Annotated in this window: 20 protein-coding genes; 7 read left to right on the top strand and 13 right to left on the bottom strand. The window is 62.3% G+C overall.

Annotation, left to right across the window (positions count from 1 at the left end; translation table 11 throughout):
* Nucleotides 1-7 precede the first annotated feature (7 nt).
* From LQ215_RS15100 to mreB, 4 genes are all read right to left on the bottom strand, one after another.
* Nucleotides 8-604, bottom strand: coding sequence for a Maf family protein (locus LQ215_RS15100; protein ID WP_230150985.1), 597 nt, complete (start codon nucleotides 602-604; stop codon nucleotides 8-10).
* 183 nt (nucleotides 605-787) lie between these two features.
* Nucleotides 788-1,276 (bottom strand): rod shape-determining protein MreD, encoded by a 489-nt coding sequence (gene mreD, locus LQ215_RS15105; protein ID WP_003197820.1) that lies wholly within the window; start codon nucleotides 1,274-1,276, stop codon nucleotides 788-790.
* Nucleotides 1,273-2,424, bottom strand: a complete 1,152-nt coding sequence (mreC, locus tag LQ215_RS15110; RefSeq protein ID WP_290369121.1) for a rod shape-determining protein MreC — start codon at nucleotides 2,422-2,424, stop codon at nucleotides 1,273-1,275. The genes mreD and mreC overlap by 4 nt, the downstream gene beginning before the upstream one ends.
* 140 nt (nucleotides 2,425-2,564) lie before the next feature.
* The gene (gene mreB, locus LQ215_RS15115) at nucleotides 2,565-3,602 is read right to left on the bottom strand and encodes a rod shape-determining protein MreB (RefSeq protein ID WP_002555108.1); all 1,038 of its coding nucleotides are present in this window, start codon (nucleotides 3,600-3,602) and stop codon (nucleotides 2,565-2,567) included.
* 214 nt (nucleotides 3,603-3,816) lie between these two features.
* Here mreB and gatC point away from each other — a divergent pair, with 214 nt between their 5' ends.
* The 6 genes from gatC (at nucleotide 3,817) to LQ215_RS15145 (ending at nucleotide 9,043) form a co-directional block, all read left to right on the top strand.
* Nucleotides 3,817-4,104, top strand: coding sequence for an Asp-tRNA(Asn)/Glu-tRNA(Gln) amidotransferase subunit GatC (gatC, locus tag LQ215_RS15120; protein ID WP_003197816.1), 288 nt, complete (start codon nucleotides 3,817-3,819; stop codon nucleotides 4,102-4,104).
* 16 nt (nucleotides 4,105-4,120) lie between these two features.
* Complete coding sequence (gene gatA, locus LQ215_RS15125) at nucleotides 4,121-5,572, top strand: Asp-tRNA(Asn)/Glu-tRNA(Gln) amidotransferase subunit GatA (protein ID WP_230150988.1); 1,452 nt, start codon at nucleotides 4,121-4,123, stop codon at nucleotides 5,570-5,572.
* A 10-nt stretch (nucleotides 5,573-5,582) separates the two neighbouring features.
* Nucleotides 5,583-7,028: an Asp-tRNA(Asn)/Glu-tRNA(Gln) amidotransferase subunit GatB gene (gene gatB / locus LQ215_RS15130; RefSeq protein WP_230150989.1), complete on the top strand. Its 1,446-nt coding sequence runs from the start codon at nucleotides 5,583-5,585 to the stop codon at nucleotides 7,026-7,028.
* 149 nt (nucleotides 7,029-7,177) lie between these two features.
* Nucleotides 7,178-7,555, top strand: coding sequence for a septal ring lytic transglycosylase RlpA family protein (locus tag LQ215_RS15135; protein ID WP_230150992.1), 378 nt, complete (start codon nucleotides 7,178-7,180; stop codon nucleotides 7,553-7,555).
* A gap of 49 nt (nucleotides 7,556-7,604) precedes the next feature.
* On the top strand, nucleotides 7,605-8,666 hold the full coding sequence (locus LQ215_RS15140; RefSeq protein WP_230151019.1) for a calcium/sodium antiporter: 1,062 nt from the start codon (nucleotides 7,605-7,607) through the stop codon (nucleotides 8,664-8,666).
* Complete coding sequence (locus LQ215_RS15145; protein ID WP_003177973.1) at nucleotides 8,663-9,043, top strand: carboxymuconolactone decarboxylase family protein; 381 nt, start codon at nucleotides 8,663-8,665, stop codon at nucleotides 9,041-9,043. The genes LQ215_RS15140 and LQ215_RS15145 overlap by 4 nt, the downstream gene beginning before the upstream one ends.
* A 108-nt stretch (nucleotides 9,044-9,151) precedes the next feature.
* Here the strand turns inward: LQ215_RS15145 and LQ215_RS15150 are convergent, their stop codons facing one another.
* From LQ215_RS15150 to kdgD, 5 genes are all read right to left on the bottom strand, one after another.
* The gene (locus tag LQ215_RS15150; RefSeq protein ID WP_230150995.1) at nucleotides 9,152-10,093 is read right to left on the bottom strand and encodes an AEC family transporter; all 942 of its coding nucleotides are present in this window, start codon (nucleotides 10,091-10,093) and stop codon (nucleotides 9,152-9,154) included.
* A gap of 264 nt (nucleotides 10,094-10,357) precedes the next feature.
* Nucleotides 10,358-11,911 (bottom strand): galactarate dehydratase, encoded by a 1,554-nt coding sequence (gene garD / locus LQ215_RS15155; protein ID WP_014336613.1) that lies wholly within the window; start codon nucleotides 11,909-11,911, stop codon nucleotides 10,358-10,360.
* Nucleotides 11,912-11,924: 13 nt separating this feature from the next.
* Nucleotides 11,925-13,289, bottom strand: a complete 1,365-nt coding sequence (locus LQ215_RS15160; RefSeq protein WP_230150998.1) for an MFS transporter — start codon at nucleotides 13,287-13,289, stop codon at nucleotides 11,925-11,927.
* Between the two features lie 85 nt (nucleotides 13,290-13,374).
* Nucleotides 13,375-14,820, bottom strand: coding sequence for an aldehyde dehydrogenase family protein (locus LQ215_RS15165; protein WP_230151002.1), 1,446 nt, complete (start codon nucleotides 14,818-14,820; stop codon nucleotides 13,375-13,377).
* A gap of 126 nt (nucleotides 14,821-14,946) precedes the next feature.
* Nucleotides 14,947-15,858, bottom strand: coding sequence for a 5-dehydro-4-deoxyglucarate dehydratase (kdgD, locus tag LQ215_RS15170; RefSeq protein ID WP_003177964.1), 912 nt, complete (start codon nucleotides 15,856-15,858; stop codon nucleotides 14,947-14,949).
* Nucleotides 15,859-16,232: 374 nt separating this feature from the next.
* Between kdgD and LQ215_RS15175 the strand changes: the two genes are divergently transcribed.
* On the top strand, nucleotides 16,233-16,616 hold the full coding sequence (locus LQ215_RS15175; RefSeq protein WP_230151005.1) for a hypothetical protein: 384 nt from the start codon (nucleotides 16,233-16,235) through the stop codon (nucleotides 16,614-16,616).
* Nucleotides 16,617-17,035: 419 nt separating this feature from the next.
* Here LQ215_RS15175 and LQ215_RS15180 read toward each other — a convergent pair whose 3' ends face one another.
* From LQ215_RS15180 to LQ215_RS15195, 4 genes are all read right to left on the bottom strand, one after another.
* Nucleotides 17,036-17,782, bottom strand: a complete 747-nt coding sequence (locus tag LQ215_RS15180; RefSeq protein WP_230151007.1) for a FadR/GntR family transcriptional regulator — start codon at nucleotides 17,780-17,782, stop codon at nucleotides 17,036-17,038.
* Between the two features lie 277 nt (nucleotides 17,783-18,059).
* Nucleotides 18,060-19,787 (bottom strand): ABC transporter ATP-binding protein/permease, encoded by a 1,728-nt coding sequence (locus LQ215_RS15185; protein ID WP_230151010.1) that lies wholly within the window; start codon nucleotides 19,785-19,787, stop codon nucleotides 18,060-18,062.
* Between the two features lie 91 nt (nucleotides 19,788-19,878).
* Nucleotides 19,879-20,439: a response regulator transcription factor gene (locus tag LQ215_RS15190; protein ID WP_025211826.1), complete on the bottom strand. Its 561-nt coding sequence runs from the start codon at nucleotides 20,437-20,439 to the stop codon at nucleotides 19,879-19,881.
* Entirely contained in the window at nucleotides 20,436-21,695 is a 1,260-nt protein-coding gene (locus tag LQ215_RS15195; RefSeq protein WP_230151013.1) for an ATP-binding protein, read from the bottom strand. The genes LQ215_RS15190 and LQ215_RS15195 overlap by 4 nt, the downstream gene beginning before the upstream one ends.
* Between the last annotated feature and the right edge of the window lie 141 nt (nucleotides 21,696-21,836).

Here is a 21,836-nt window from a genome sequence, read left to right on the forward strand (position 1 = left end):
ACGGCGCTCAGCGCGCGCTCAAGGTTTGCCAACAGGGTATGCCGAAATGGCCCAGTAGTTCTGCGGTTTCGCACAGCGGCAGGCCGACCACGGCTGAATAACTGCCTTCAAGCCCGGCAACGAACACCGCGCCCAGCCCCTGGATACCATAGCCGCCGGCCTTGTCCCGGGGTTCGCCACTGGCCCAGTAGGTCGCCGCTTCCTGTTTCGTGATCGAACGAAAACGTACCCGGCTGCGCACAACCCGGGATTCGCAACGCTGCCCATCCATCAGGGCAATGGCGGTCAATACCTCATGTTCACGACCGGACAGGCTCAAGAGCATCGTCATGGAATCGGCCTGGTCCACGGGCTTACCGAGAATGAGTCCGTCCAGTACCACAGCCGTATCGGCGCCCAACACGCAGCCATCCACGCCGGCGTCCAGGGCTCGCCGACCCGCCTCGGCCTTGCCGCGCGCCAAGCGCTCGACATAGGCCGACGGGGTTTCGTGGTCCAGGGGAGTTTCGTCGATGTCCGCGCCGACGGCGGTAAAGGGCACGCCGATCTGCGTGAGCAGTTCACGCCGACGCGGCGAGCCTGAGGCGAGGTAAAGCGGTTTCATCAAGACATCTCCCGCTCAAAGCACAGACTTCCAAAGGCAAACAGCTTTTGTGGCGAGGGAGCTTGCTCCCGCTCGGTTGCGTAGCGACCGTAAAAATCGGGGCCGCTACGCAGCCCAGCGGGAGCAAGCTCCCTCGCCACAGGGATGTAAGTCATCAAAAAAAGTGTCGATATCCTGAGCGAATCAGTTGATTTTGAAACGCAGGCGCAGGCCACGCAAACCGAAGCTGACCCATGGCCAGAGCAGGGCACTGACCAAGGCAGGCAAGACCAGCGCCAGGGTCGGCTGGCGATTGCCGGTCAGCGCGCTGAGCCACAATTGCACCAGTTGTGCCAGGCCGAAGATCACCAGGATCACCAGGCACTGCTGCCACATGGGGAACATCCGCAGGCGTTGTTGCAGCGACAGCACCAGGAAGGTGATCAGCGTCAGGATCAGCGCGTTCTGCCCCAGCAACGTGCCATACAGCACGTCCTCGGCCAGGCCCAGGCACCAGGCGGTGACCATGCCGACCTTGTGCGGCAAGGCCAGCGCCCAGAAAGCCAGCAACAGGGCCAGCCACAGTGGGCGCAGGATTTCCATGAACTGCGGCAGCGGCGAAACGCTGAGCAACAGGCCGATGGCGAAGGTCAGCCAGACCATCCAGCCGTTACCGGATTGGGTACTGCTCATTCTTCTCGTGCTCCCCTGGGGGCTGGCGCGGTGGCCGGCGTGGAGGCTGGCGGCTTGGCGGCGGGCCGGCCTGGCTGAGCAGGCTGCGCGGCGGGCGCGTGGGTGGCCGAGCGGGTCGGTTTCACAGCAGGCGCGGCGGGTGCGGTGGCCGGGGTTGCCGCCGGCGTGGTGGCCGGAACCGTCGTCGCGGGTGCAGGCACTGGTGGTTTTGGCACCGTGGCAGGAACAGGCGCCGGCGCTGCTGTCGCCGGGGCAGCCGACTCGGCGCCCTGCCGGTCCTGGGCTTCCTGGGCCACGGCGGCGTCGTTGGCACGCTCTTCGGGCGTCCGGTTGTCGCTGAATACCAGCAGCAGGTAGCGGCTGCGATTCAATGCAGCCGTCGGCACCGCGCGAACGATGGCAAACGGCTGGCCGGAGTCATGGATGACTTCCTTGACCGTCGCCACTGGATAACCGGCCGGGAAGCGCTGGCCAAGACCGGAGCTGACCAGCAGGTCGCCTTCCTTGATATCGGCGGTATCGGCCACGTGGCGCAGTTCCAGGCGTTCCGGGTTGCCGGTGCCGCTGGCAATCGCGCGCAAGCCGTTGCGATTGACCTGCACGGGAATGCTGTGGGTGGTATCGGTCAGCAGCAACACCCGGGAGGTGTAGGGCATCAGCTCCACCACCTGGCCCATCAGGCCCCGGGCATCGAGCACCGGCTGGCCGAGGACGACGCCGTCGCGCTCGCCCTTGTTGATGATGATGCGGTGGGTGAAGGGGTTGGGGTCCATGCCGATCAACTCGGCCACTTCGACCTTCTCGTTGACCAGCGCCGAAGAATTGAGCAACTCGCGCAGCCGCACGTTCTGCTCGGTGAGGGCCGCCAGCTTCTGCATGCGCCCCTGCAACAGCAGGTTTTCGGTCTTGAGTTTTTCGTTTTCGGCGACCAGCTCGGTCCGGCTGCCAAACTGGCTGGCCACACCTTGCCACAAGCGCTGCGGCAGGTCGGTGATCCAGTAGGACTCCATCAACACCAGCGACATCTGGCTGCGTACAGGCTTGAGCAGCGTGAAGCGGGCATCGACCACCATCAGCGCGACCGAGAGCACGGTCAGCACCAGCAGGCGCACACCCAATGAGGGGCCTTTGGCGAAAAGCGGTTTAATAGGCCGCTCCTCCCAGGCAAATGTTTTCTTTATTCATACGGCATCAAACCGGCCTGGATACGAATGACAGAAGATAAACGCCAACGGGCAGCACTGCAAAGTGCTGCCCGGGAGCGAACAACATAGACGATCCAGCCAACTTATTCGCTGGAGAGCAGGTCCATGGTGTGCTTGTCCATCATTTCCAATGCACGGCCACCGCCGCGTGCAACACAGGTCAACGGGTCTTCGGCAACAATCACCGGCAGCCCGGTTTCCTGGGCCAGCAGCTTGTCGAGGTCACGCAGCAGCGCGCCACCACCGGTCAACACCAGGCCGCGCTCGGCGATGTCCGACGCCAGCTCCGGCGGCGACTGCTCCAGGGCGCTCTTGACGGCCTGGACGATGGTCGCCAGCGACTCTTGCAGCGCTTCGAGCACTTCGTTGGAGTTGAGGGTAAAGGCCCGTGGAACGCCTTCGGCCAGGTTGCGACCGCGCACGTCGACTTCACGCACTTCACCGCCTGGGTAGGCCGTGCCGATTTCCTGCTTGATGCGCTCGGCGGTGGATTCGCCGATCAGGCTGCCGTAGTTGCGACGCACGTAGGTGATGATCGCTTCGTCGAAACGGTCGCCGCCCACACGTACGGATTCGGCGTAGACCACACCGTTGAGGGAAATCAGCGCGATTTCAGTGGTACCACCACCGATGTCGACGACCATCGAGCCGCGGGCCTCTTCCACCGGCAGGCCGGCACCGATGGCAGCAGCCATTGGCTCTTCGATCAGGAACACTTCACGGGCACCGGCGCCGAGGGCCGATTCACGGATAGCGCGTCGCTCTACCTGGGTGGACTTGCATGGAACGCAGATCAGCACACGAGGGCTGGGCTGCAGGAAGCTGTTTTCGTGAACCTTGTTGATGAAGTACTGCAGCATCTTTTCGCAGACGCTGAAGTCGGCGATCACGCCGTCCTTCATTGGGCGAATGGCCGCGATGTTGCCCGGTGTACGGCCCAGCATGCGCTTGGCTTCCGTACCGACAGCCACGACACTTTTCTGGTTACCGTGGGTGCGGATGGCCACGACCGAGGGTTCATTCAGGACGATACCGCGCTCGCGCACGTAAATAAGGGTGTTGGCAGTGCCCAGGTCAATGGAAAGATCGCTGGAAAACATGCCACGCAGTTTCTTGAACATGGGAAAGGGACCCTAGGCAACGCGTGGGTAAAAAAGTGCGGCAAACTCTAACAACGACAGGGATTTTGGGCAAGGCGCCAATATGTTAAATTGGCCGCTTTTCTGTGCACCAAACCCCACAATCGCGGGTATAGACCCGTAGAAATGCGGTAGTGTTCCGACAATCTAACACACGGACAGACTGCGTCCGTTTTGTTTTCCACTGGAGAATCCCATGGCGCTTGAACGCTCCGACGTGGAAAAAATCGCTCATCTGGCCTGTCTGGGCCTCAATGAAGCCGATCTTCCACACATCACTTCTGCCCTGAACAGCATTCTGGGGCTGGTCGACGAGATGCAGGCGGTCAATACCGACGGTATCGAACCACTGGCACACCCACTGGAAGCCAGCCAGCGCCTGCGCGCCGACGTCGTGACCGAGTCCAATCACCGCGAGGCCTACCAGTCCATCGCACCAGCGGTCGAAAACGGCCTGTACCTGGTTCCGAAAGTCATCGACTAAAGGGAAAGAGCCTCTCATGCATCACATGACCCTGGCCGAGATCGCCCGCGGACTCGCCGATAAAAAGTTTTCTTCCGAAGAGCTGACCCAAGTCCTGCTGGCGCGCATCGCCCAGCTCGATCCACAGCTCAACAGCTTCATCAGCCTCACCCAGGAGCTGGCCCTGAGCCAGGCCAAGGCCGCGGACGCCCGGCGCGCCAACGGTGAAACCGGCGCCCTGCTCGGTGCGCCGATTGCCCACAAAGACCTGTTCTGCACCCAAGGCATCCGTACCAGCTGCGGCTCGAAGATGCTCGACAACTTCAAGGCCCCGTACGATGCCACCGTGGTCGCCAAGCTGGCCGCCGCCGGCACCGTGACCCTGGGCAAGACCAACATGGACGAATTCGCCATGGGCTCGGCCAACGAGTCGAGCTACTACGGCGCGGTGAAAAACCCGTGGAACCTGGAACACGTACCGGGCGGCTCGTCCGGTGGTTCCGCCGCCGCCGTGGCCGCGCGCCTGTTGCCGGCGGCCACGGCCACCGACACCGGTGGCTCGATTCGCCAGCCGGCGGCGTTCACCAACCTCACTGGCCTGAAGCCGACCTACGGCCGCGTCTCGCGCTGGGGCATGATCGCCTACGCCTCCAGCCTCGACCAGGGTGGCCCGCTGGCCCGCACCGCCGAAGACTGCGCGATCCTGCTGCAAGGCATGGCCGGCTTCGACCCGAACGACTCCACCAGCATCGATGAGCCAGTGCCGGACTACAGCGCCAGCCTCAATGGCTCGCTGCAAGGCCTGCGCATCGGCGTGCCGAAGGAATACTTCAGCGCCGGTCTCGACCCGCGCATCGCCGAACTGGTCCACAACAGCGTCAAGGCGCTGGAGAAGCTCGGCGCCGTCATCAAGGAAATCAGCCTGCCGAACATGCAGCACGCGATTCCCGCGTACTACGTGATCGCCCCGGCGGAAGCGTCCTCGAACCTGTCGCGTTTCGACGGCGTGCGCTTCGGCTATCGCTGCGAGAACCCGGAAAACCTGATGGACCTGTACAAGCGCTCCCGTGGCGAAGGCTTCGGTGCCGAAGTGCAGCGCCGGATCATGGTCGGCGCCTACGCGTTGTCCGCCGGCTACTACGATGCCTACTACCTCAAGGCGCAGAAAATCCGCCGCTTGGTGAAGAACGACTTCATGGCCGCCTTCAACGAGGTCGACATCATCCTCGGCCCGACCACGCCAAACCCGGCCTGGAAACTCGGCGCCAAGAACAGTGACCCGGTCGCCGAGTACCTGGAAGACGTCTACACCATCACCGCCAACCTCGCCGGCTTGCCGGGCCTGTCCATGCCGGCCGGTTTCGTCGATGGCCTGCCGGTGGGCGTGCAGTTGCTCGCGCCGTATTTCCAGGAAGGCCGCCTGCTCAACGTGGCGCACCAGTATCAGTTGAACACTGACTGGCACACCCGCACCCCAACCGGCTTCTGAGGAGAAACACATGCAATGGGAAGTCGTGATCGGGCTGGAGATTCATACCCAGCTCACCACCCGGTCGAAAATCTTTTCCGGTAGCTCCACCACGTTCGGCTCCGAGCCCAACACCCAGGCCAGCCTGGTCGACTTGGGCATGCCCGGCGTGCTGCCGGTGCTCAACGCCGAAGCGGTGCGCATGGCGGTGATGTTCGGCCTGGCGATTGACGCCGAGATCGGCCAGCACAACGTGTTCGCCCGCAAGAACTACTTTTACCCGGACCTGCCCAAGGGCTACCAGATCAGCCAGATGGAATTGCCGATCGTCGGCAAGGGCCACCTGGACATCGCCCTTGAAGATGGCACGGTCAAGCGCGTCGGCATCACCCGGGCGCACCTGGAAGAAGACGCCGGCAAGAGCCTGCACGAAGAATTCAACGGCGCCACCGGCATCGACCTGAACCGCGCCGGCACGCCGCTGCTGGAAATCGTCTCCGAGCCGGACATGCGCAGCGCCAAGGAAGCCGTGGCCTACGTCAAGGCGATCCATGCGCTGGTGCGCTACCTGGGCATCTGCGACGGCAACATGGCCGAAGGCTCGCTGCGCTGCGACTGCAACGTCTCGATCCGCCCCAAGGGCCAGGTCGAATTCGGCACCCGCTGCGAAATCAAGAACGTCAACTCGTTCCGCTTCATCGAGAAGGCGATCAACAGCGAGATCCAGCGCCAGATCGAACTGATCGAGGACGGTGGCAAGGTCATCCAGCAGACCCGCCTGTACGACCCGAACAAGGACGAGACCCGTCCGATGCGCAGCAAGGAAGAAGCCAACGACTACCGTTACTTCCCCGACCCGGACCTGCTGCCGGTGGTCATCGAGAATGCGTTCCTCGACCAGGTCCGCGCCACCCTGCCGGAACTGCCACCGCAGAAACGCGAGCGCTTCCAGGCGCAATTCGGGCTGTCGAGCTATGACGCCAACGTCCTGGCCACCAGCCGCGAACAGGCCGATTACTTCGAGAAAGTCGTGAGCATCGGCGGCGACGCCAAGCTGGCGGCCAACTGGGTGATGGTGGAACTGGGCAGCCTGTTGAACAAACAGGGCCTGGAAATCGACCAGTCGCCGGTCTCGGCCGAGCAACTGGGCGGCATGCTGGTGCGGATCAAGGACAACACCATTTCCGGCAAGATCGCCAAGATGGTGTTCGAAGCCATGGCCAATGGTGAAGGCAGCGCCGACGAGATCATCGAGAAGCGCGGCTTGAAGCAAGTCACCGATACCGGCGCCATTTCCGCCGTGCTCGATGAAATGCTCGCGGCCAATGCCGAGCAGGTCGAACAGTACCGTGCGGCAGACGAAGCCAAGCGCGGCAAGATGTTCGGCTTCTTCGTCGGCCAGGCCATGAAAGCCTCCAAGGGCAAGGCCAACCCGCAACAGGTCAACGAACTGCTCAAAAGCAAGCTCGAGGGCTGATTGCCATGGAGCCAGTCTTTGAATCTGGCTCCATCCCCTGTGGGAGCGAGCTTGCTCGCGATAGCGGTATGACAGTCAACACAGATGTTGAATGTGATGGCCTCTTCGCGAGCAAGCTCGCTCCCACATTTGTATTTGGAAAACCCAACATGAAGCGTCTCCTCGGCGCCTGCGCGCTGCTGTCCCTGTTGGCCGGTTGCGCCAGCCAGAGCGGGACGGTCGATCCACACGGCTACGACCAGACCGGCGTCGCCTCTTATTACGGTGCCAGGCACCATGGCAAGCGCACCGCCAGCGGCGAGCGTTTCGACCAGCACAGCCTGACCGCCGCCCATCGCCAGTTGCCGTTCGGCACCCGGGTGAAAGTCACCAACCTGAGCAACAATGACAGCGTGGTGGTGCGCATCAACGACCGTGGCCCATACTCCCGAAGCCGCTTGATCGACGTGTCCCGCGAAGCCGCCGAGCAGCTGGGCATGTTGCGCAGCGGCACCGCACGGGTGCGCGTGCAAGCCCTCGACGATTGATAGACGGAGCCCGGCCATTTCCCTACTCACCGCCCTACCGCTGCTGAGCCTGATCGAATTGTTCGGCGCCCTGCTGTTGCTGATCGGCGGTGCCGAACTGCTGGTGCGCGCCGCCGTGGGCCTGGCGGCACGCTTGCAGGTTCGGCCGCTGATCATCGGCCTGAGCGTCGTCGCGTTCGGCAGCAGCGCCCCACAAATGGCGGTCAGCCTGCAGGCGACCCTGGCGCAAAACGCCGACATCGCCGTGGGCAGCGTGATCGGCAGCAGCATCTTCAACATCCTCGTCACCCTGGGGCTGTCGGCGCTGATCATTCCGTTGCGCGTGTCACGCCAACTGGTGCGCCTGGACATCCCGCTGATGATCGGTGCCAGCCTGCTGGTGTTCGTGCTGGCCTGGAATGAAGAACTGACCCGGTTGGACGGCGTATGGCTGCTGGTGGCCCTGGCGGTGTACCTGGGCCTGTTGCTGCGCCAGTCGCGGCACTCGGGACGGCCGCACACGGTGGGTATCGAGGTGACCCGGGGATCGTGGCCCAAGAGCCTGGCGATGATCGTGCTGGGCTTGGCCATGCTGGTTTTCGCCGGGCACCTGCTGCTGGGCGCGGCGGTGGAAGTGGCGACGGACCTGGGGCTTTCGGAGCGCATCATCGGCCTGACCATTGTCGCCGTCAGCACCTCGCTGCCGGAGCTCGCCACCTCGTTGATCGCTGCCCTGCGCGGCCAACGGGACATTGCGGTGGGCAACGTCATCGGCAGCAACCTGTTCAACCTGCTCGGGGTATTGGGGGTAACCGCCCTCGTCGCCCCCACGCCACTGTCGGTCTCGCCGAACGCCCTGGATTTCGACCTGCCGGTAATGCTCGGCGTGGCGGTGCTGTGCCTGCCGGTGTTCTATTCCGGTTATCGTGTCACCCGCGCCGAAGGCCTGCTGTTGCTGGGTTTGTACCTGGCCTATGGGCTGCACGTGGTGTCGTTCACCACCGGCATGCCCCTGGCCGGCCAACTGGAACGACTGATGCTGTTCTATGTGCTGCCGGCCCTGCTCGTGTTTTTACTGTTCACCTCCCTGCGCGCCTGGCGCCGCCAACACCACAAGAGGGATTTGCCATGACCGACACTCCAAAGACCGGCCTGGACATGCGTCGCCAGGTCATGGGCGACGCATTCGTCGACCGTGCCCTGGGCAACGCCACCGAGTTCACCCAGCCATTGCAAGACTTCGTCAACGAACATGCCTGGGGCAGCGTCTGGAGCCGCGAAGGCCTGCCGCTGAAGACCCGCAGCCTGATCACCCTGGCCGCCCTCACCGCCCTCAAGTGCCCGCAGGAACTCAAGGGCCATGTGCGCGGCGCGCTGAATAATGGCTGCACGGTGGAAGAGATTCGCGAGGCATTGCTGCATTGCGCGGTGTACGCGGGTGTGCCGGCGGCGATCGATGCGTTTCGCGCGGCGCAGGAAGTGATCGATAGCTATCAGAAACCTGAGTGACAGTTAGAACGCTATCGCGAGCAAGCTCGCTCCCACAGATGATTGCGATACACCTGTGGGAGCGAGCTTGCTCGCGATTTGGACCTCAAGAACAGCGCAAACCCAAGGCTAGATCCACCCACCCCACTGCAACACAAAGATCCCCAGGTTGGTGGTAATAGCCGCCATCAAGGTGGTGATGACGATGATCGCCGCCGCCAGTTCATGGTTGCCATCGGCCGCCCGGGCCATGACGTAACTGGCGGCGGCGGTCGGGCTGCCGAAGTACAGGAACAGGATCCCCAACTCCGCTCCGCGAAAGCCCCAGAGCCAGGCACCCAGGGTGGCCAGCAGCGGCAGCCCGACCATCTTCACCAGGCTCGAACTCAGGGCCATCTTGCCGCTCTTGCGCAAGGCCGCCAGCGACAGCGTGCCGCCGATGCAGATCAACGCCAGGGGCAAGGTCATCTGGGCAAGGTATTTGGCCGAGGTTTCGAACCAGTTCGGCAGGCCGATCTGCCAATAGGCGAACGGCGCAGCGACGACCACGCTGATGATCAGCGGGTTGCTGACCACGCTTTTGCAGATACTCCAGGGGTCGGACTTGATCACCGGGCTGTAGACCGCCAGCACGATAGTCGACAAAGTGTTGTAGAACAGGATCACCAGCGCCGCGAGTATCGACCCCAGGGAAATCCCGTAGTCGCCGTACATGCTCGCTGCCAGTGCCAGGCCGATCACGCCGTTGTTGCCGCGAAAGGCGCCTTGGGTGTAGATGCCGCGGTCCTCGCGCGGGCAGCGCCAGATCGCCCAGCCCCAGGCCACGGCAAAGCCCACCAGGGTGGCAATGGAAAAATAGATCAACAGGTCCGGCTGCAATGCCGCATGGAGATCGGCGTGCAGGATGCCGAGGAACAACAGCGCCGGCATGGTGACGTTGAACACCAGGGACGAGGCGATGTGGATGAAATTGTCGTTGATCCAATAGATGCGCTTGAGCAACGTCCCCAGAAACAACATGGCAAACACCGGCGCGGTGATGTTCAGGGTTTCGAGGAAAATTGCCAGCATGCCGGTGGACCTTGAGAAGGGTGTGTCGTTAGGTGGCTAATGATAAGCCACTCACGACATTGGCGTCTGGTGAAGCGCTATCGCGAGCAAGCTCGCTCCCACATGTGTTCTTCAGTGAACACAAAATCCGCACTCTCCGCAAATCCCCTGTGGGAGCGACCTTGCTCGCGAAGACGGCAGCACATCCAACATCGATGCTAGCTGAACCACCGCTATCGCGAGCAAGCTCGCTCCCACACTGGATCTGCGGCGATCACGAAATCATCAGGTAATCGGCGCCGGGTTGAACAACGTGATGTCGTTGTACAGCTTGTGCCGCTCGGCCCAGGTTTGTTTCTTGCCGCTGGCCACGTCCAGGTAGTAGTGGAACAGCTCCCAACCCAGCTCCTCGATAGTCGCGCGTCCGGTGGCGATGCGGCCGGCGTCGATGTCGATCAGGTCCGGCCAGCGCTGGGCCAGTTCGGTACGAGTCGAGACCTTCACCACCGGGGCCATGGCCAAACCGTACGGCGTGCCGCGACCGGTGGTGAACACGTGCAGGTTCATCCCCGCCGCCAGCTGCAGCGTGCCACAGACAAAGTCACTGGCCGGTGTGGCACAGAAGATCAGGCCCTTTTGCTTGAAGCGCTCGCCCGGGCCGAGCACGCCATTGATCGCGCTGCTGCCGGACTTGACGATCGAGCCCAGGGATTTTTCGACGATGTTCGACAGCCCGCCCTTCTTGTTGCCCGGCGTGGTGTTGGCACTGCGGTCGGCCTCGCCCTTGGCCAGGTAACGGTCGTACCAGTCCATTTCGCGAACCAGTTCCTGGGCCACTTCCTGGGTTTGCGCCCGGGAGGTCAGCAGGTAGATCGCATCGCGCACTTCAGTGACTTCGGAAAACATCACCGTCGCCCCGGCCCGCAGCAGCAGGTCCGAGGCGTAGCCCAGCGCCGGGTTGGCGGTGATGCCGGAAAACGCATCGCTGCCGCCGCACTGCATGCCCAGGATCAGCTCAGAAGCGGGGACGGTTTCGCGGCGGCGCTGGTCGAGCTTCTTCAAGCGGGTCTCGGCCAGTTCCATGATCTGCTCGATCATTTCGGTGAAACCGTGACTGGAATCCTGCAAGCGATACAACCAAGGCTCGCTGAGGTCCACCGAGCTGTCGCCCTCATGCATCACCTGCCCGGCCTGCAATTTCTCGCAGCCCAGGCTGATCACCAGCGCCTCGCCCCCCAGGTTCGGGTTACGCGCCAGGTTGCGCACGGTGCGAATCGGGATGTACGCATCGGTGGCAGTGATCGCTACGCCACAGCCGTAGCTGTGGGTCAACGCCACCACGTCATCGACGTTCGGGTACTTGGGCAGCAACTCGTCCTTGATGCGCTTGACTGCATGGTCCAGCACCCCGGTCACGCACTGCACCGTGGTGGTGATGCCCAGGATATTGCGCGTGCCGACGGTACCGTCGGCGTTGCGATAACCCTCGAAGGTGTAGCCCTCCAGCGGCGCATCGGCCACCGGCACATCAGTGGACAGCGGCAGGCTGTCCAGCGGCGGCGCGGTCGGCATGCGCAACTGGTCTTCCTTGACCCAGCTGCCACGAGGGATCGGTTGCAGCGCATAGCCGATGACCTGGCCATAGCGAATAACCTCGCCACCCTCGGGAATATCCTGCAGCGTGACCTTGTGGCTCTGCGGCACAAAGTCCACAGTGACCAGGCCGTCCGGGAACTCGGTCCCGGCCGGTACACCCTGGTCATTGACGACGATCACTACGTTGTCCCGCTCATGCAAGCGGATGTAACGCGGCGAATCGGCATGTTCAATCAGTTGCATGGACGCCGCTCCTTCAGGATTTAGCTTCAGACAGGCTGGAAAGTTGGTCATCCCTGGCCGTGGGTTCCTTGAGCACCACACGCTTGATCGGCCCGACAATGACCAGGTAGCTGAACACCGCCACCAGCGCGTTGCAACCGACGAACACCAGTGCCCACTTGAACGAACCGGTGGCGTTGATGATGTAGCCGATGACGATTGGCGTGGTGATCGACGCCAGGTTGCCGAAGGTGTTGAACAGGCCGCCGCTCAAACCGGCGATCTGTTTTGGCGACGTATCGGAGACCACGGCCCAGCCCAATGCGCCGACGCCTTTACCGAAGAAGGCCAAGGCCATGAAACCCACCACCATCCATTCGATGTCTACGTAGTTGCACGCCACGATACTGCTGGACACCAGCAGGCCGGCGATGATCGGCGCCTTGCGGGCGAAGGTCAGCGAGTGGCCCTTGCGCAACAGGTAATCGGAAATCACCCCGCCGAGCACGCCGCCGATGAAGCCGCAGATCGCCGGCAAGGACGCGATGAAACCGGCCTTGAGGATGGTCATGCCGCGTTCTTGCACCAGGTATACCGGGAACCAGGTCAGGAAGAAGTAGGTGATGCCGTTGATGCAGTACTGGCCCAGGTACACGCCGAGCATCATGCGGTTGGTCAGCAGTTGGCGGATGTAATCCCACTTCGGACCGTCGGTTTTCTTGTCCTTGCCCTTGTCCTGGTCCATATCGACCATCGCACCATTGGCGGCGATGTGATTGAACTCGGCCTCGTTGATCATTGGGTGCTGACGCGGGCTGTGGATCACTTTCAGCCAGATCAGCGAGAACACGATGCCAATCACGCCCATCACGATGAACACGTGCTGCCAGCCGAAGCGATAGACGATCCAACCCATCAGCGGTGCGAACAACACGGTGGCGAAATACTGCGCCGAGTTGAAGATCGCCGAGGCGGTGCCGCGTTCTGCGGTGGGGAACCAGGCGGCGACGATGCGGGCGTTGCCCGGGAAGGACGGCGCTTCGGCCAGCCCGACCAGAAAGCGCAACATGAACAGCGCAACCACGGCCGTGGACATGCCGAATTCACCGACATAGCCTTGCAGCACGGTGAACAGCGACCAAGTGAAAATGCTCAAGGCATAGATTTTTTTCGAGCCGAAACGGTCGAGCAGCCAGCCGCCGGGAATCTGCCCGGCCACGTAGGCCCAGCCGAAAGCGGAGAAGATATAACCGAGGGTGACGGCATCGATGCCGAGGTCTTTTTGCAGGCTTGAGCCGGCGATGGCGATGGTGGCGCGGTCGGCATAGTTGATCGTCGTCACCAAAAACAGCATGAGCAGGATCAAATAGCGGACGTGTGTCGGCTTGGTCTCTTGCATGTAATCTACTTCCACTATTTATTTTTATACGGGAAATCAGTTTGTGCGGTCGGCACCGATGCCCGGTGCCGACCGGTGTTGCGTTTTACGATCCGATGTAAGAGGTCTTCACCACGGTGTAGAACTCTTGCGCGTAGCGACCCTGCTCTCGCGAACCATAGGACGAGCCTTTGCGCCCGCCGAACGGCACGTGGTAATCCACGCCGGCAGTCGGCAGGTTGACCATCACCATGCCCGCCTGGGAATGGCGCTTGAAGTGGTTGGCATACTTCAACGAGGTGGTGGCGATACCGGCGGACAGACCGAACTCGGTGTCGTTGGCCATCGCCAGCGCCGCCTCGTAGTCAGCCACGCGCACGACGTTAGCCACCGGGCCGAAGATCTCTTCGCGGCTGATGCGCATCGAGGCTTCGCTGTCGGCGAACAGGGTCGGCGCCAGGAAGTAACCTTCGGTGTCGCACGTCACCAGGCCGCCACCGCTGACCAACCGCGCACCTTCGCTCTGGCCGATGTCGATGTACTTCAAGTCCTGGCTGAGCTGGGCTTCGGAAACCACCGGGCCGATATCGGTGCCGGCCTTCAACGCATGGCCAACCTTGATCGACTGCATGCGCTCGGCCATGGCCTCGACGAACTTGTCATGGATGCCGGCGGTGACTATCAGGCGGCTGGAAGCCGTGCAACGCTGGCCGGTGGAGTAGAACGCGCTCTGCACCGCCAGTTCGACGGCCTGCTTGAGGTCAGCGTCATCGAGGATGATCTGCGGGTTCTTGCCGCCCATTTCCAACTGCACCTTGGCCTGGCGCGACACGCAGTTGACGGCGATCTGCCGCCCCACGCCCACCGAACCGGTAAAGCTGATGCCGTCGACTTTCGGGCTGTTGACCAGCACTTCGCCAACCACACGGCCGCTGCCCATAACCAGGTTGAACGCACCGGCCGGGAAACCGGCGCGGGAAATGATCTCGGCCAGGGCCCAGGCGCAGCCCGGTACCAGCTCGGCCGGCTTGATCACCACGCAGTTGCCGTAGGCCAGGGCCGGGGCAATTTTCCACGCGGGAATGGCGATCGGGAAGTTCCACGGAGTGATCAGGCCGACCACACCGAGGGCTTCGCGGGTCACTTCAACGTTGACGCCTGGGCGCACCGACGGCACGTAATCGCCGGACATGCGCAGGCATTCACCGGCGAAGAACTTGAAAATATTACCGGCACGGGTCACTTCGCCGATGGCTTCGGGCAGGGTCTTGCCCTCTTCCCGGGCCAGCAGTTGGCCGAGTTCTTCACGGCGGGCGAGGATCTCGCTGCCGACCTTGTCCAGCGCATCATGACGGGCCTGGATGCCCGAGGTCGACCAGGCCGGGAACGCGGCGCGGGCGGCTTCGATGGCGGCATTGACTTGCGCTGCGTCAGCCTTGGCGTATTCACCGATGACATCGGACAAGTCAGACGGGTTGATGTTGGTGCAATAGTCGGCACCGGCCACCCACTGACCGTTGATGTAGTTATCGAAACGCTTTGAATCTGCCACGGAGCTACTCCTTCTACAAAAGCGATCTAGAGACGCAGAACGTCCCTGGCGGCATTCCCACAGAGCGTGGGAACGACAAGCCTTACGCAAAAAGCCGCTGATTACTCAGCGGCCTCATCGGGTCTGTTACTGCTTGCCTTGCTTGTCGATCAGCGCGGCCAGGGCTTCGTATTCTTCCGGCAGCAGGTCGGTCAGCGGCGTGCGCACAGGGCCCGCGTCATAGCCCACGATCTTCGCGCCAGCCTTGACGATGCTCACCGCGTAACCGGCCTTGCGGTTGCGGATGTCCAGGTAAGGCAGGAAGAAGTCGTCGATGATCTTGCCGACGGTCTCGTGATCATCGCGGGCAATGGCGTGGTAGAAATCCATCGCGGTTTTCGGGATGAAGTTGAACACCGCCGAGGAGTAGACCGGCACGCCCAGGGCCTTGTAGGCCGCGGCGTAGACTTCAGCGGTCGGCAGGCCGCCCAGGTAGCTGAAGCGATCGCCGAGGCGGCGACGGATCGACACCATCAGTTCGATATCGCCCAGGCCATCCTTGTAGCCGATCAGGTTCGGGCAGCGCTCGGCCAGTTGTTCCAGCAAAGTGGCGTTCAGGCGGCAGACGTTGCGGTTGTACACCACCACGCCGATCTTCACCGATTTGCACACCGCTTCAACGTGGGCGGCAACGCCGTCCTGGCTGGCTTCGGTCAGGTAGTGCGGCAGCAGCAACAGGCCCTTGGCGCCCAGGCGCTCGGCTTCTTGAGCGTATTCGATGGCCTGGCGGGTGGCACCGCCGACACCGGCAAGGATTGGCACGCTGGTGGCGCAGGTATCGACGGCGGTCTTGATGACCTGGGAATACTCGCTGGCGGCCAGGGAGAAGAATTCACCGGTGCCACCCGCTGCGAACAAGGCCGAGGCGCCATACGGGGCCAGCCACTCGAGGCGCTTGATGTAGCTGTCGCGATTGAAATCGCCTTGGGCCGTGAAATCGGTGACCGGGAACGACAGCAGGCCAGACGAGAGGATGGACTTCAGTTCTTGTGGATTCATTATTCGAACACCCTGGACGCAAATGATGTGTTGTAGGAAACGGTTCAGCTTCATGTGAAGTTGTAGGTCATCGTACAACTTAAAATGTAGACGTCAACTGTATTTCATCTTTTGTGCCCCACTGGACATCGTGCGTTTCTCGCCAACCGCCCTGGCACGACGCTTGGCGCGTTTCCCCCAGGTTGATGAAACTTGCCGCGCAAGGGTCCTGGACCGCTCATCGCGACTGTCAACTCTGCCAGTAGGCGCGACGGCGTGTTGCAGGCATAACGCAGCAGTGGCCGCGCGACAGCCCGGCCGGCGCTTTCTGGCTAGCTATCTAACAGTGAGTCACCGTATGCGACGTGCACGGTCGACTCACAAGGAGAGACACCATGGCGAATTTTGCACTGCCCATCCTCACCCAGTTCTCAGGCAACAAACCCGCCGAGAAGATCACGATCAACCTGTCGAAGCTGGAGGCCAATCTGGAAGTCCAGATTCCTGACTCGAATGAAATCTCCGCCGATTGGTCGGTCTACCCGATTCTCGGCGCCAACAAGGATCATCCCGACTGGTCCGGCCAACAGGTGGCGGCCGGCACTTGGGACGATGCCAACGACGGCATGGTGAAACTGACGGGGCTGAAAGTCACCGTGCCCAAGGCGGAACTGCAAAAGTACCTGGGCCGACAGGTTGAACTGCGCTACCGGTTTGCCAATGAATCGGGGTATGACTTGTATTCCGATCCGTCGGTTAAGTTGAAGATCGAGCCCTAGGCGCCCAGGCACGGCGGCGGTTGACCCGACACCATCGCGAGCAGGCTCGCTCCCACAGGGGGATTGTGGCGGACCTGAATCCAGAGATCACAGGGGATCAATTGTGGGAGCGAGCTTGCTCGCGAATAGGCCGCTACATCCAGCCTATCTATAAGCTGACCCTCCGCCATCGCGAGCAAGCTCGCTCCCACAGGGGGATTGTGGCGGACCTGAACCCAGAGACCACAGGGGATCAATTGTGGGAGCGAGCTTGCTCGCGAATAGGCCGCTACATCCAGCCTATCTATAAGCTGACCCTCCGCCATCGCGAGCAAGCTCGCTCCCACAGGGGGATTTTGTGGCGGACCTGAATCCAGTGATCACAAGAAATCACTGTGGGAGCGAGCCTGCTCGCGATAGCGCTGGCTCGGCTGGTCAGATCAACCCTGCGCCTGCGCCTCTTCATGGGCCTGGCGCAGCCGCTCGCGGCTGTTGGTCAGGTGCAAACGCATGGCCGCACGGGCCGCCTCGGAGTCTTGGCGGGCGATGGCGTCGTAGATTTCCTCGTGCTCACGGCTCAGGCGGTTCATGTAGTGCTGCTGGTCGTCATGGGCCAGGCGCGCCGAGTTCAGCCGGGTACGCGGGATGATGCTGGTGCCCAGGTGGGTCATGATGTCGGTGAAATAGCGGTTGCCGGTGGACAGGGCGATTTCCAGGTGGAAGGCGAAGTCCGAGGCCACCGCATCGCTGGCGTGGGCGGCGCTTTCGTTCAGGGCGTCGAGGGCGGCGCGCATCGCGGCCAGTTGCTCGTCGCTGCGGCGCTGCGCCGCCAGCCCGGCGGATTCCACTTCCAGGCTGATGCGCAATTCCAGGATCGCCAGCACGTCACGCAAGGTGACCACGGTGGCCGGGTCGATGCGAAAACCGCTTGGGCTCGGCGTGTCCAGCACGAAGGTGCCGATGCCATGGCGGGTTTCCACCTGGCCGGCCGCCTGCAAGCGGGAAATTGCCTCGCGCACCACCGTGCGACTGACGCCATGGGCTTCCATGATCGCCGACTCGGTGGGCAATTTATCGCCACGCTTGAGCAGGCCGTCGCGAATCTGCTCGGTCAACACCGTCACCAGCTCCTGCGCCAGGCTGCGGCGCTTGCGGGGAAAGCGTGGTACTTCGATCGGGTTTTCCATGGGGTTGTGTCTCGGTAAACGGCTGAATGGCATCATCATAGCGCAACGTGGTTGTACGATCACCGTGGGTGCAGCAGCGAGACTGGTGCTGAGACCGATTCGCCTTCATCGCGAGCAAGCTCGCTCCCACACTAGAGCGGTTGCGTGCATTTGCATCCGGCTCACCACAAAACCCCTGTGGGAGCGAGCTTGCTCGCGATGGCGGTGGGTCAGCCACATCAATATCAACTGATACACCGCTATCGCGAGCAAGCTCGCTCCCACAGGTTTTGAGTGCTTATGCTGTTACGGTGCGCTCCACGAGTTGGCCATTTTCGATACGCACATGTCGTGGATGGAAACGTTTCAAACTGCTTCGGTGGCCAACACTGACGATGCTCAGGCCCGGCAACTGGTCGATCAGCGCCTGGTACAGCGTCGCCTCGTCCTCTTCATCCATCGCCGACGTGGCTTCGTCCATGTACAACCATTGCGGTGCATAAAGCAATGCGCGGGCAAAGGCCAGGCGTTGCTGCTCGCCGGGCGAGAGCATGCGCTGCCAGTGGTTGGCTTCATCCAGTCGCGACACCAGGTGCGGCAGGCGGCAGGTTTCCAGCACTTGGGCGTAACGCTCGTGCGGGTACGTGTCGCCCGGCTGTGGATAACTGAGCACCTCGCGCAACGTGCCAATGGGCAGGTAGGGTTTTTGCGGCAGGAATAAATAACGCGCCGCGGGCAAGCGGATCGCGCCGTGTCCAGCGGGCCACAGGTGCCCCATCGCCCGGAACAGCGTGGATTTACCACTGCCCGAGCGCCCACTGAGCATCACCCGTTCCCCCGGCTCGACGGTCATATTGGTATTGCTGAGCAGATGACGACCATCGGCCAGGTCCAATCCCAGTCCTTGCACTTGCAATGCAGTGCCCTGGTTTTGCACGTCAATGGCCGGCACGCGGTCTTCGTTGTCGCTCATGGCCTGGCGGAAACTCAGCAGACGATCACAGGTGGCGCGCCACGCCGCGAGGTCGGCATAAGCGCTGATGAACCAGCTGAAGTTTTCCTGCACATTGCCGAAGGCCGAGTTGATCTGCATGAGCTCGCCCAGCTGGATCTTGCCGGCGAAGTAGCGCGGCGCGGCGACGATGAACGGGAAGATGATCGCGATCTGGCCGTAGCCGGAGGTGAAGAACGTCAGGCGCTTGGACACCCGCATGATGTCCCAGAAGTTATGCCAGACCAGGCCGAAACGCCCGCTCAGGCGACGGTTCTCGTTCGGTTCGCCGTTGTACAGCGCAATGCTCTCGGCATTCTCGCGCACTCGAACCATGGAGAAACGCAGGTCGGCTTCGAAGCGTTGCTGGTTGTTGTTCAGACCGATCAGGCGACGGCCGATCAAATGCGTCAGCCAACTGCCCACCGCCGCATACACCAGCGCGCACCAGAACATGTAGCCCGGGATGGTGTAGCCGAACACTTCGATGCTGCCTGACACGCCCCACAAGATGATCGAGAACGACACCAGGCTGACCACGGTGCGCAGCAATCCCAAGCCCAGGCTCAGGGTATTGGTGGTGAAGCTGTTGAGGTCTTCGGAAATCCGCTGGTCCGGGTTATCGGTATAACCGCCCTGCTCCAGTCGGTAATAGTTCTTGTCACTGAGCCAACGGGCAAAATGCTGCTCGGTGAGCCAGGCCCGCCAGCGGATGGTAAGCATCTGCGTGAGGTACAAGCGGTAGACGGCGCCGAGGATCGCCACCGCCGCGATGCCGCAGAAATACAGGATCAACTGCCAGAACGCCGCGCTGTTTTTCTCTTGCAGGGCGTTGTAGAAGTCCTTGTACCAACTGTTGATCCACACCGAGATCGCCACGCTGAACAGCGACAGCGCGATCACGGCGATCAACAACGTCCAGGCCTTGCCCTTCTCCTCACTGCGCCAGTACGGCGTGGTCATTTGCCAGACACGGCGGAAAAACTGCCCGCGCACCGCGTCATTGACCGCGGAATATTCAGCGTTCTGATTCATGGTTAAGGCTCAATAGGGAAAAAACTCGGGCCGATCATAAAGCAACGGCCCGACGTGCCGCGAGGGTGGACAGCATTCGTTCAGCGCAAGTTCAGCGACGCACGGGACGCTTTTGCAATTTGCGCTGCAACGTCCGCCGGTGCATGCCCAAGGCGCGGGCCGTGGCGGAGATATTGCCTTCGTGCTCGGTCAGCACCCGCTGGATGTGCTCCCATTGCAGGCGATCCACCGACATGGGGTTTTCCGGCACCAGGGTGTCGAGGTCAGCGTGCTCGGACAACAGCGCCGCCAGTACATCATCGGCGTCCGCCGGTTTGCACAGGTAATTGCAGGCACCGCGCTTGATGGCCTCGACCGCGGTGGCGATGCTCGAATAACCGGTGAGGATCACCACGCGCATCTCCGGGTCCAACTCCAGCAGCTTGGGCAACAGCACCAGCCCCGAGTCGCCGTCCATTTTCAGGTCCAGGGCGGCGTAGTCCGGCAGGTCGGCCTGGGCGATGGCCAGGCCTTCTTCGGCAGAACCTGCGGTGCTGACGCGAAACCCGCGACGGGACATGGCCCGGGCCATGACGCGGGTGAAGGTGGCGTCGTCATCCACCAGTAACAGGTGCGGCAGTTCTTCGCCGTCGACTTGGATCTCGTCACTCATGTTTCGTCTCCTCGGTCGGCATGGGGCAGGCGCAGCTCGGTGAGCGTGCCGCCTTCCTCATGGGGGTAGAGTTTCACCGAGCCGCCGGCGCGTGTCACGCTGGCTTTGCTCAAGAACAGGCCCAGGCCGAAACCTTTGCCCTTAGTGGTATAGAACGGCTTGCCGATCTGCTCGGCAATCGCCAGCGGCACACCGGCGCCGTGGTCGCGAATACTGATGGTCAGCTCATAGGCGTTCCAGTCCAGCGTCACTTCCAGCCCTTCGGGGCAAGCGTCGGCGGCGTTGTTCAGCAGGTTCAGCAACGCCTGGGTCAGGTCCGGCGGAGGCGCCATGCGCGGCACCGGGCCCTGGCCCAGGCGCTGGAAGCGATAACTGGCTTCCGGGCGCATCAGGTGCCAGCGGTTCAGCGCCTCATCGAGCCAGTCGGTGACGTCCAGCATGTCGATCGCCAACCGACGGTTGGCCTCGGCGGCGCGTACCAGGTATTGCAGGGTCTCCTTGCAGAGCTTGACCTGATCCTGCAGCACGCTGAGGTCATCCTGCAACGCCGGGTCGTGGTGGTCCTGGCGCATCTCGTTGAGCAGCACGCTCATGGTCGCCAGCGGTGTACCCAATTCATGAGCGGCGCCAGCGGCCTGGGTTGCCACGGCCAGCAATTGCTCGTCACGCAGGCCCTCTTCACGGCGGATGGCCCGCAATTCTTCCTGGCGGCGCAGTTCCTCGGCCATGCGCGCGGCAAAAAACGTGATGACCGCCGCAGCCAGGGCGAAACTCAGCCACATGCCGTAGATCTGCAGGTTTTCCCGGGCGATGGGGAAGGTTTCCAGTGGGTAGAACCGCGCCAGCAACAAGGTGTACAGCGCCAGGGCGATGCCGGAAAGGATCAGCGAATACCGCCATGGCAACGTCACCGCGGCGATGGTCAGCGGCACCAGGTAATAAGAGACGAAGGGGTTGGTGGAGCCGCCGGAGAAATACAGCAGCGCACTGTGGATAAACAGGTCGCCGGCCAGTTGCACGGCGTATTCCAACTCGGTCACCGGCCAGGAGGTGCGCAGGCGAATCGCCGTCAGCGCGCAAAGCACACTGGAACAGACCAGGGTGATCGCCAATTGCAGCCAAGGCAGCGGCAGCAGGTCGAACCAATAGGCGAGCCCCACGGAGCCGGCCTGGGCCGCGAGGACCAGGATACGGATGAATGTCAGGCGCCAGAGGTTCTGGCGAGAGGCGGAAGTCATTTGCAAAGGGGCGAGCATGAGCTCTCCTGATGAGCGCTCCAGGCGAATCGCACGGAGTATAACCAAGGCGCGGCTTACAGCGGCAGATATGCGGCAAAGCGCCACAGCCCTGGATGCTACCTATACCCCCTGTGGCGAGGGAGCTTGCTCCCGCTGGAC

Origin of the sequence: Pseudomonas brassicacearum (assembly GCF_918698105.1) — a bacterium.
Taxonomy (GTDB): Bacteria; Pseudomonadota; Gammaproteobacteria; order Pseudomonadales; family Pseudomonadaceae; genus Aquipseudomonas; species Aquipseudomonas brassicacearum_F.

What these genes read in the sequence shown, in the direction of transcription:
- gatC (WP_003197816.1), top strand. Translation starts at nt 3,817, where the DNA reads ATGGCGCTTGAACGCTCCGACGTGGAAAAAATCGCTCATCTGGCCTGT.
- LQ215_RS15145 (WP_003177973.1), top strand. Translation starts at nt 8,663, where the DNA reads ATGACCGACACTCCAAAGACCGGCCTGGACATGCGTCGCCAGGTCATG.
- LQ215_RS15100 (WP_230150985.1), bottom strand. Translation starts at nt 604, where the DNA reads ATGAAACCGCTTTACCTCGCCTCAGGCTCGCCGCGTCGGCGTGAACTG.
- mreB (WP_002555108.1), bottom strand. Translation starts at nt 3,602, where the DNA reads ATGTTCAAGAAACTGCGTGGCATGTTTTCCAGCGATCTTTCCATTGAC.
- LQ215_RS15185 (WP_230151010.1), bottom strand. Translation starts at nt 19,787, where the DNA reads ATGAATCAGAACGCTGAATATTCCGCGGTCAATGACGCGGTGCGCGGG.
- LQ215_RS15195 (WP_230151013.1), bottom strand. Translation starts at nt 21,695, where the DNA reads ATGCTCGCCCCTTTGCAAATGACTTCCGCCTCTCGCCAGAACCTCTGG.
- LQ215_RS15150 (WP_230150995.1), bottom strand. Translation starts at nt 10,093, where the DNA reads ATGCTGGCAATTTTCCTCGAAACCCTGAACATCACCGCGCCGGTGTTT.
- garD (WP_014336613.1), bottom strand. Translation starts at nt 11,911, where the DNA reads ATGCAACTGATTGAACATGCCGATTCGCCGCGTTACATCCGCTTGCAT.
- LQ215_RS15175 (WP_230151005.1), top strand. Translation starts at nt 16,233, where the DNA reads ATGGCGAATTTTGCACTGCCCATCCTCACCCAGTTCTCAGGCAACAAA.
- LQ215_RS15135 (WP_230150992.1), top strand. Translation starts at nt 7,178, where the DNA reads ATGAAGCGTCTCCTCGGCGCCTGCGCGCTGCTGTCCCTGTTGGCCGGT.
- LQ215_RS15180 (WP_230151007.1), bottom strand. Translation starts at nt 17,782, where the DNA reads ATGGAAAACCCGATCGAAGTACCACGCTTTCCCCGCAAGCGCCGCAGC.
- LQ215_RS15160 (WP_230150998.1), bottom strand. Translation starts at nt 13,289, where the DNA reads ATGCAAGAGACCAAGCCGACACACGTCCGCTATTTGATCCTGCTCATG.
- gatA (WP_230150988.1), top strand. Translation starts at nt 4,121, where the DNA reads ATGCATCACATGACCCTGGCCGAGATCGCCCGCGGACTCGCCGATAAA.
- LQ215_RS15190 (WP_025211826.1), bottom strand. Translation starts at nt 20,439, where the DNA reads ATGAGTGACGAGATCCAAGTCGACGGCGAAGAACTGCCGCACCTGTTA.
- gatB (WP_230150989.1), top strand. Translation starts at nt 5,583, where the DNA reads ATGCAATGGGAAGTCGTGATCGGGCTGGAGATTCATACCCAGCTCACC.
- mreD (WP_003197820.1), bottom strand. Translation starts at nt 1,276, where the DNA reads ATGAGCAGTACCCAATCCGGTAACGGCTGGATGGTCTGGCTGACCTTC.
- kdgD (WP_003177964.1), bottom strand. Translation starts at nt 15,858, where the DNA reads ATGAATCCACAAGAACTGAAGTCCATCCTCTCGTCTGGCCTGCTGTCG.